Origin of the sequence: Massilia sp. CT11-108 (genome assembly GCF_047302915.1) — a bacterium.
GTDB classification, from domain to species: domain Bacteria; phylum Pseudomonadota; class Gammaproteobacteria; order Burkholderiales; family Burkholderiaceae_D; genus Telluria; species Telluria orientalis.
On the sequence record NZ_JBKYMO010000262.1, the window covers coordinates 1 to 8,040 of the forward strand.

The 8,040-nt window shown below is 65.7% G+C and carries 8 protein-coding genes; 7 read left to right on the forward strand and 1 reads right to left on the reverse strand.

What is annotated here, in order from left to right:
- Positions 1-53: 53 nt before the first annotated feature.
- Positions 54-803: a hypothetical protein gene (locus tag ACEN88_RS19500; protein WP_413342176.1), complete on the reverse strand. Its 750-nt coding sequence runs from the start codon at positions 801-803 to the stop codon at positions 54-56.
- A 283-nt stretch (positions 804-1,086) separates the two neighbouring features.
- Here ACEN88_RS19500 and ACEN88_RS19505 point away from each other — a divergent pair, with 283 nt between their 5' ends.
- From ACEN88_RS19505 to ACEN88_RS19535, 7 genes are all read left to right on the forward strand, one after another.
- Entirely contained in the window at positions 1,087-2,229 is a 1,143-nt protein-coding gene (locus ACEN88_RS19505) for an acyltransferase family protein (protein ID WP_413342178.1), read from the forward strand.
- 117 nt (positions 2,230-2,346) lie between these two features.
- Positions 2,347-3,453 (forward strand): glycosyltransferase family 4 protein, encoded by a 1,107-nt coding sequence (locus tag ACEN88_RS19510; RefSeq protein ID WP_413342179.1) that lies wholly within the window; start codon positions 2,347-2,349, stop codon positions 3,451-3,453.
- Between the two features lie 57 nt (positions 3,454-3,510).
- Positions 3,511-4,434, forward strand: a complete 924-nt coding sequence (locus tag ACEN88_RS19515; protein ID WP_413342181.1) for a hypothetical protein — start codon at positions 3,511-3,513, stop codon at positions 4,432-4,434.
- A 36-nt stretch (positions 4,435-4,470) separates the two neighbouring features.
- Positions 4,471-5,931, forward strand: a complete 1,461-nt coding sequence (locus ACEN88_RS19520; RefSeq protein ID WP_413342183.1) for an oligosaccharide flippase family protein — start codon at positions 4,471-4,473, stop codon at positions 5,929-5,931.
- Between the two features lie 51 nt (positions 5,932-5,982).
- A complete protein-coding gene (locus tag ACEN88_RS19525; protein ID WP_036231460.1) occupies positions 5,983-6,234 on the forward strand; it encodes an acyl carrier protein in 252 nt (83 codons plus the stop codon).
- A complete protein-coding gene (locus ACEN88_RS19530; RefSeq protein WP_413342186.1) occupies positions 6,231-7,094 on the forward strand; it encodes a hydrolase 2, exosortase A system-associated in 864 nt (287 codons plus the stop codon). The genes ACEN88_RS19525 and ACEN88_RS19530 overlap by 4 nt, the downstream gene beginning before the upstream one ends.
- Complete coding sequence (locus ACEN88_RS19535) at positions 7,084-7,950, forward strand: hydrolase 1, exosortase A system-associated (RefSeq protein WP_413342188.1); 867 nt, start codon at positions 7,084-7,086, stop codon at positions 7,948-7,950. Before ACEN88_RS19530 ends, ACEN88_RS19535 begins: the two co-directional genes overlap by 11 nt.
- Positions 7,951-8,040: the final 90 nt, after the last annotated feature.

Below are 8,040 nucleotides of genomic sequence, written 5' to 3' on the forward strand. Positions count from 1 at the left end.
CCCCCCCCCCCCCCCCCCCCCCCCCATTTTTTTTTAATTCAACCGGCCACCACCTATATAAACACCTCTCTTTTGGTCGGCAGCGTCTGTTGTGTATAAGACCCAGCGCCCCCCCGGCGCAGGCGCCGTGCCCAGCGGCGCTGGGCGAGGTCGTACAGGCGCGGCCCGACGTGGCGCAGCCAGCCGCAGTAGCCGGTCGTGACCGGCAATTCGAGCAGTTCGCGCCGCCCCGCCTGGAACCAGAACGGGTGCTCATCGAACGTGCGGAAATCCGGGCCGCCGTCTTCCGTAAACGCGCTGTAGGGGACGACGCTCGCATCGACCTCGTAGCCGAGCGACGCGATCGACTCGGCCGTGTGCGGACCGAGGCCGTAGCGGCCGGCCTTGAATGCGAGCGGCTGGCGGCCGAACGCGTCGGCGATGGTTTCGGTCAGGAGGCGCAGCTTGTCGTATTCGAGCTGGCGCGGCAGGTTGCCGCCATACGAATTGAAATCCGACAGCGCTTCTTCGTACGGGGGCGAGACCCACGGGTGCAGGTGGGCACCGATCTCACAGCGCTTCGCATCGAGCAGGCGGCGCAGCGTCGCGACCGCGCCGGGCGTCGTGGCGACCGGCCAGTCGACCATGTAAGTGGGCAGGATGCCGAACTCGTCGAACACGCGCGCATGCATCAGCGGCTGGCTGGCGATCGAGGTCGTCCCGATCGCGCTGCGATTGAACGGCTGGTCCCAGGCGAATTCGCCCTCGGTGTCGACGATCACGAGCAGGACTGGACGCTGTCCGGGTGCCAGTTGTGCCGGCACATGCTGAGCTTTTGTTAACATTACTTGCGTTCTTGCGTCCCATGCCCCCGACGTTGCCACGATAAGTATGGCCGTCGGGCGTTCTTGTTGATGCCGCTAAAAATGTTGCAATCCTAGCACAACAGCTTATTGTTAAGTATCAACCGTGCGGCAATCGGGACCCGGCTGAACAAGATGATTTCATTACAACACCTGCGTAAGAATATGGCAGCTCAGGCGGCGCCCGCTGCTACACTTGCGGTCGTGCCCGCTGTACGGACAATCAACGAAAGAATCGGAATCCATGGTGCCCGCAAAAAACGAAAATCCGGTATCCGATTTCAAATTCGATGCGCTGACGTCCCTCCGGGGTATCGCTGCCCTGTGCACGGTGCTGGCGCACCTGATCGTCATCTGGGGCGACGTGTTCCCCGCTTTACAGCAGGGATCCCTGTTCCGCGATTTTGCCCTGCACACCTACCTGTTCGTGGATTTCTTTTTCGTCCTGAGCGGTTTCGTGATGAGCCATGCGTACGGCAGGCATTTCGCGGATGCCGTCAGGCCCGGCAGCTACATGCGGTTCCTGCGCGCGCGGTTCGCGCGCGTCTATCCGCTCCACCTGCTGTTGCTGCTCGTGTATGTCGGCCTGGCCACCATCGGGATCAAGCAGGCCCAGGAAAATCCTGACTGGTCGATTACCGCCCACCTGCTGCTGCTGCACGCGATGGGATTCTTCAACCACACGACGTGGAACCAGCCTTCGTGGTCCATCAGCGTCGAGTGGTGGACGTATATCGTGTTCCCGTTTGCGATTCCGCTGGCCCGCCGTTATTTCTCGAACACCGCTGCGATGCTCGCCCTGCCGGTCATCCTCGGGCTGTTCGCATTCCTGGCCATGCATTTCGGCAGCGCGAACCTGACGGTCGGTTTCGCATTCTTCCGCTGCCTGATCGGATTTTGCGCCGGCGCGTGCCTGTATGCGATCGTCCGGCACCGGCGCATGGCAGCGTTCGCCGACGCTGCCGCCAACGGCGCGCTGGCCGCGGTGTTCCTGGTCCTGCTGTTCGTACCGTCGCCGTATGCCGACATGCTCGCCTTCGTGGGCTTTTGCGCGCTCGTGGTCGCGGCCAGCGTGGGAACCGGCGGCGGCCACTGGCTGCATCATCCGGTCCTGGTCTGGATCGGCGACATCTCGTATTCGATCTATCTGTGGCACAGCCTGCTGCTGCACGTGTTTGCAAAAGCCCTGGGCGCGGCCGCCCGGGCGCTGCCGTTCTTCCACAACCACCCGGTCCTGTTCTTCATCGCCGCGCTGGTGCTGTTCGAAGCCGCGATCCTGTTGCTGGCGCACATGAGCTACCGGTTCTTTGAATTGCCGCTGAGGAACTTCTTGGGACCAAAGAAGCATGCCGAGGCGCGCACGTTACAAGTGTTGCATTTTAGATAGCTTATCAATAGGCTATAATTTCGCGCCGGTTGTTGTCAAAGTGAAACTAAAGCCGGCCGAACAAAATTGCCGGAGAACAGGGTGGCCGCAGCGGACAAGCCAGGAATCGTATTCACCATGCGTTATCCCGACGATACGGGGTACGTATGGAATTTCACCGCCGCCGTGCGCGACCGGGCAAGTGCCGACCTGCGCGACAGGGCGAACGTGTACATGGCGTTTCCCAAGCTGACCGGCAATCCCAGCTACCAGCCGAAGAATTTGCAACCCGTCGAACTGGATTGCTACGATACGTCCCCGGCCGGACGGGCCGCGATCGAACAATTCGTGCGCACCCATAATGTAAAAGTCATGGTGTTCATGAGCGCGCTGTCGAACACCGTGTGCCTGGACCTGCTGCGCCGCCTGGGCGTGCGCACGATCAATACGGAAAACGACAGTTTCGACCCGCGCCAGCGCGACGGCGCAATCAAGAAAGTGGCGAAATTCCTGCTGCGGCGCGTGCTGCGCCTGCAGCAGCACGACCTGCACCTCGCCAACTCCGTCGCCCAGGAACACTTCCTGCTGAATTACCAAAAGCTTCCGCGCGACAAGGTGGTCCTGATGCGCAATTCGGTCGATTCGGTCAAGTTTCATCCAGGCGACCGCAACGAAGCACGCGCGCAGCTGGGCCTGGCCCCCGATTGCTTCTGGATCCTGGCCGTTTCGCAGGCGCGCCCGGAAAAACGCGTGGACCGGCTGCTGCAAGTGGTGCGCGACGTCATCGACGCGCGCCCGGCCAAGCGCATCGGCTTCATCTACGTGGGCGACGGTCCGCCGGCCGCGCAGTGGAAACAGCTTGCGCAAGAACTCGGCCTCGCCGATGTATGCGTGTTCGCCGGCCGCCAGAACGACCTCGTGCCGTACTACCGCGCCGCCGACCTGCTCGTGCACGCGGCCGAGCGCGAAAGCTTCGGCAATGCGATCGTCGAGGCCATGGCATGCGGCATCCCCGTCGTCGCCAGCGCGGCATTGGGCCCGAAGGAAACGATCCTCGACGGCAAGACCGGCGCCGTGATCGGCCTGGACGATTTCGCGGGTTTCACCCAGGCCGTGCTGCGCTATGTCGACGATCCGGAAATGACAAAAATGCATGGTAACTACGCGCGTGCGCACGTCGATACCGCATATAATGTTGTGCGTCAAAGCAAGGAGTTCGCTGCACACATTGCGCGGTTCCTATGATTGCCCAGCAAACGCAACCGCTTTGAATTCGATCAGCAGAAAAGGGAGTCCCGAGGAATGTCTTTAGTCGAGAGGGTGGTCCAGCGCGTCAGGCGAGACTATTTCCGATGGCAGTACCAGAAAGTCGCACGCCAGATCCTGGACACCCGCCCCGTCAAGCGCGGCGACCTGCCCTTTACGCTGCTGTCGATGGTGCACCAGCGCGACGTCCATTCCTACCTGGTCGCGGTCAAGTCGTTTACCCATTTCCTGAATCCGTCCCGCATCGTGGTCGTGTGCGATCCGTCGATCGACGAGACCGACCGCGCCGTGCTGAAGCACCACCTGCCGCACGTGATCCTGCGCGAGGCGGGCGAATTCACGCATCCGGACATCCCGCGCGGCGGCACCTGGGAGCGCCTGTTCGCGATTTCCGGCTATGCGCTGGACAGCTACGTCATCCAGCTCGATGCCGATACGCTGACCATGCAGCCGATCCCGGAAGTGCTGCAGGCCATCCAGACCGGCGCCGGCTTCGTGCTGGGCGAAATCCCGGACACGCCGATCCGCCCGCTGGACGCGGTACGCGCCCACGCGCTGCCGAAGGTGAAGCCGGGCGCGCACATCCAGACCCTGTCGGAAGCCGAGATGGCCAACGTCGGCCTGCCGGGCGATGCGCGCTACGTGCGCGGCTGCTCCGGCTTCACGGGGTTCCCGCCGTCGACGACGATGCGCGACAACCTGCTCGACTTCTCGCGCCGCATGACGGGCAAGCTGGGCGAGGACTGGAAACGCTGGGGTACCGAACAGGTGACCTCGAACTACCTGGTGGCGAACGCGTTCGCCGCGAAATCGCTGCCGTTCCCGAAATACGGCACGCCCGACTGCGCCACGGCGGAGACGGCGTTCTTCCACTTCATCGGACCGATGCGCTTCATCAATAACAAGTACAAGACGACGTCGCGCCAGGCCATCCACCTGATCTCCAACGCGCCGGCCTGATACCCGGCGCGTTTTTCTCTCCCCGGTTGCGTTGTCATGGCAGATTTGCGTCGTTCGCTGGTCATTAATTTCTTCGCGACGTCGGGCACCAAGGTCCTGCAGTTCATCGTCAGCATCCTGCTGGCGCGGATCCTGAGCCCGAGCGAGATCGGCATCTATTCGATGACGGTCGTGTTCGTGAATTTCGCCCAGGTGTTCCGCGACTTCGGCGTCAGCTATTACCTGCAGCGCGAACCGGATCTCGACAACGACAAGATCCGCTCGGCGACCGGCGTCGTGTTCACGACGTCGTGGGTCATCGCGGCCGCCCTGTTCGCGGCCAGCGGCTGGCTCGGCACGTGGTTCAAGGAACCGGGCATCGTGCCGGTGATGCGCGTGCTGGCCATCGGCTTCGTGTTCATCCCGTTCGGCACCGTCACGGGCGCCCTGCTCGCCCGTCACTACGAGGCCGAGAAACAGGCCGTCGTCCACGTCGTCGGCACCGTGTGCTTCTGCGCCAGCACGCTGATCCTCGGCGAGATGGGCCACGGCGCCATGTCGATGGCCTGGGGTAACCTGATCAACATCGTCGCCTGCGGCATCGCCTACGTGCCGCTGCGCCCGAAAGGCATGCCGTGGCTGCCGGGCTTCCGCCACTGGAAGAGCGTGGCGCACTTCGGCGTCGGCTCGCTCGTGACGAACTGCGCGACGACGCTGAACAACTCGATTCCCGATATCCTGCTCGGCAAACTGGGCTCGGCGCGCCACGTGGGCCTGTTGAGCCGGGCGAATTCCACGGTGTCGATCTTCAGCTACGTGGCCGGTTCGACGATGAACTACGGCGCCGTCCCGTATCTGGCCCAGACGTATCACAAGGGCGAATCGCTGGCGCCGATCCTCGCCCGTTCCACCTTGCTGCTGACGGGCGTCGGCTGGACCGCGCTGGCGTTGACGGCCGTGCTGGGCCAGGACGTCGTCGTCGCGCTGTACGGCGCCAAATGGATCGAGTGCGTGCCGGCGATCCTGCCGCTCGTGCTGGCCGCCGTCGTGACGCTCGCCTTCAACTACATCCCGATGGCGGTGACCGCGATCGGCAAGCCGTACCTGAGCGCGTTCCCGGTCGTCGTCACCCTGGCGACCCGCATCCTGTTCGGCGTGCTGCTGTTCGACGGCAGCCTGAACGGATTCGCCTGGGCGCTGTTCTTCGCAACGGTCGCCAGCGCCCCCGTCACCGCGATCCAGCAGAGCCGGTATTTCGGCCTCACGACCGCGATGATGTTCCGCGCCCTGCTGCCCAGCGCCGTCGTGGCGGCGGGCACCGGCGCCGTCGCCTGGCTGCTGGCGGCGCTGCTGCCGGCGTCCATCCCGGCCATGGCGCGGCTGCTCGTGATGATGCTGCCGCTGGCCCTGGCCTGGTACCTCCTGCTGCGCGCCACGCGCCACGAACTGGTGGGCGAAGTGCACCGCCTGGCCGCACCGTTGAAAGCCCGGCTGGCCCTGTTGCGCCCGAATGTATAATCGACCGCTCGCCCTCTCGTGGCGTGGCGCTTACTGAACCGAATGACCATCATGACGTATCTCGACGAAGTCAAAGCGACCCTGATCGACGTGCTGAGCCTGGGCGATGCCGGCCAGCGCCTCAATGCCGACTCTCCCCTGCTGGGCAGCCTGCCCGAACTCGACTCGATGGCCGTCGTCAGCCTGATCGGCGCCCTCGAAGAGCGCTTCGGCATCGCCATCGACGACGACGACCTGAGCGCCAGCACCTTCGAAACCCTGGGCAGCCTGGCCGACTTCGTGGCCGCGAAACGCGCCGAATGACACCGGACCGGGCCGAGGTGGACACGGAACCGTTCTTCCTCGGCAGCGGCGCGGACCGGCGCTTCTGCCTGTTCCACCGGCCCGCGGGCCCCTGCCGCGGCGCCGTCCTGTACGTGCCGCCGTTCGCCGAAGAACTCAACCGCACCCGCCGCATGGCCGCCCTCGGCGCGCGCCGCCTGGCCGCGCACGGGGTTGGCGTGCTGCAGATCGATTTGCTCGGCACCGGCGACAGCGCCGGCGACTTCGCAGACGCCCGCTGGGACCTGTGGAAGCAGGACCTGGACACGGGCGCCGCCTGGCTGCGCGCGCGCGTCGACGCCCCGCTCACGCTGTGGGGCCTGCGCCTCGGCGCCTTGCTTGCGCTCGACTTTGCGCTCGACCATGCGCGCACATCGGACGTCCCGCTCGCGCCCATGCTGCTGTGGCAGCCGGTGGCCGCGGGATCCACGTACCTGACCCAGTTCCTGCGCCTGCGCACCGCGAACGCGATGCTGGGAGAAGACGCGGCCGCGCAGAGCGGCACGAAGGCGCTGCGTGCCGCGCTGCAGGCCGGGGAAACGCTGGAAATCGCGGGCTACGATCTCACGCCCGAACTGGCGCTCGCCATCGACGCCCTGCCCGCGCCCGACGCGATGCTGCCGCCCGTACCCGTGCACTGGTTCGAGGTGCTCGGCGCACCTGGGCAGGCGCCGGGACCGGCCGCGGCGCGCGTCAAGGCGGCCTGGGAAGCACGCGGCACACAACTGCACGTGCACACGGTGACAGGCGCGCCGTTCTGGGCCACGACCGCCATCTCGACCTGTCCGGCCCTGCTCGACGCGACCGCCGACGCCACCCTGGAGCGCGCCCATGTCGTATGACGAACGCGCCCTGTCGTTCCGCTGCGGCGACGCGGCGCTGGTCGGGATCGCGTCCGTGCCGGCGCAGGCGTGTACGCGCGGCGTGCTGATCGTCGTCGGCGGTCCGCAATACCGCATCGGCAGCCACCGCCAGTTCGTCCTGCTGGCGCGCCATCTCGCCACGCACGGCATCGCCGCGATGCGCTTCGATTACCGCGGCATGGGCGACAGCGACGGCGAGGAACGCGATTTCGAAGCGATCCAGGACGACATCCGCGCCGCGCTCGACGCCTTCGTCGAAGCCGTGCCTGGTCTCACCGACATCGTGCTGTGGGGCCTGTGCGACGGCGCGTCCGCGGCCGCGATGTATGCGCCGGACGATGCGCGCGTACGGGGGCTCGTGCTGCTGAATCCCTGGGTGCGCACGGACGACGGCGTCGCCCGCACGACGTTGAAACACCATTACCGCGACCGCCTGCGCAACCCGGAATTCTGGCGCAAGCTGGCGCGCGGACAGTTCGATTACGCGGGCTCGCTGTCGTCGATGCTGAAACTCGTGCGCACCGCGCTTTCAAGCCGACCGGCGGGGCGCCCGGCGTCGGAAGACGAACCGGCGTCGCTGCCCGAGCGCATGCGCCAGGGCCTGCACGGGTTCAAGGGCGACACCCTGCTCGTGATCGGCGGCGCCGACCTGACGGGCCGCGAATTCTGCGACGTGGCCGGTTCGACGCCGGCCTGGAAACGCCTCCTGGCCACGCCGCGCGTGACGTGGCACCGCCTCGAGGAGGCCGACCACACGTTCTCGCGCCGCGCGTGGCGCGACCAGGTGGCCGAGTGGACCCGCGAATGGGTCAAGGCGTTGCCAGGCACGCCGTAAAGCGGGCGAAGGCCCCGTACACGGCAGGCGCGCCGCGGCGCGTGCCGCACAGGTCGAGCGCGTCCGCCGGCCGTTCTCCCGCATCCGCCT

What these genes read in the sequence shown, in the direction of transcription:
- ACEN88_RS19505 (WP_413342178.1), top strand. Translation starts at nt 1,087, where the DNA reads ATGGTGCCCGCAAAAAACGAAAATCCGGTATCCGATTTCAAATTCGAT.
- ACEN88_RS19525 (WP_036231460.1), top strand. Translation starts at nt 5,983, where the DNA reads ATGACGTATCTCGACGAAGTCAAAGCGACCCTGATCGACGTGCTGAGC.
- ACEN88_RS19515 (WP_413342181.1), top strand. Translation starts at nt 3,511, where the DNA reads ATGTCTTTAGTCGAGAGGGTGGTCCAGCGCGTCAGGCGAGACTATTTC.
- ACEN88_RS19535 (WP_413342188.1), top strand. Translation starts at nt 7,084, where the DNA reads ATGTCGTATGACGAACGCGCCCTGTCGTTCCGCTGCGGCGACGCGGCG.
- ACEN88_RS19510 (WP_413342179.1), top strand. Translation starts at nt 2,347, where the DNA reads ATGCGTTATCCCGACGATACGGGGTACGTATGGAATTTCACCGCCGCC.
- ACEN88_RS19520 (WP_413342183.1), top strand. Translation starts at nt 4,471, where the DNA reads ATGGCAGATTTGCGTCGTTCGCTGGTCATTAATTTCTTCGCGACGTCG.
- ACEN88_RS19530 (WP_413342186.1), top strand. Translation starts at nt 6,231, where the DNA reads ATGACACCGGACCGGGCCGAGGTGGACACGGAACCGTTCTTCCTCGGC.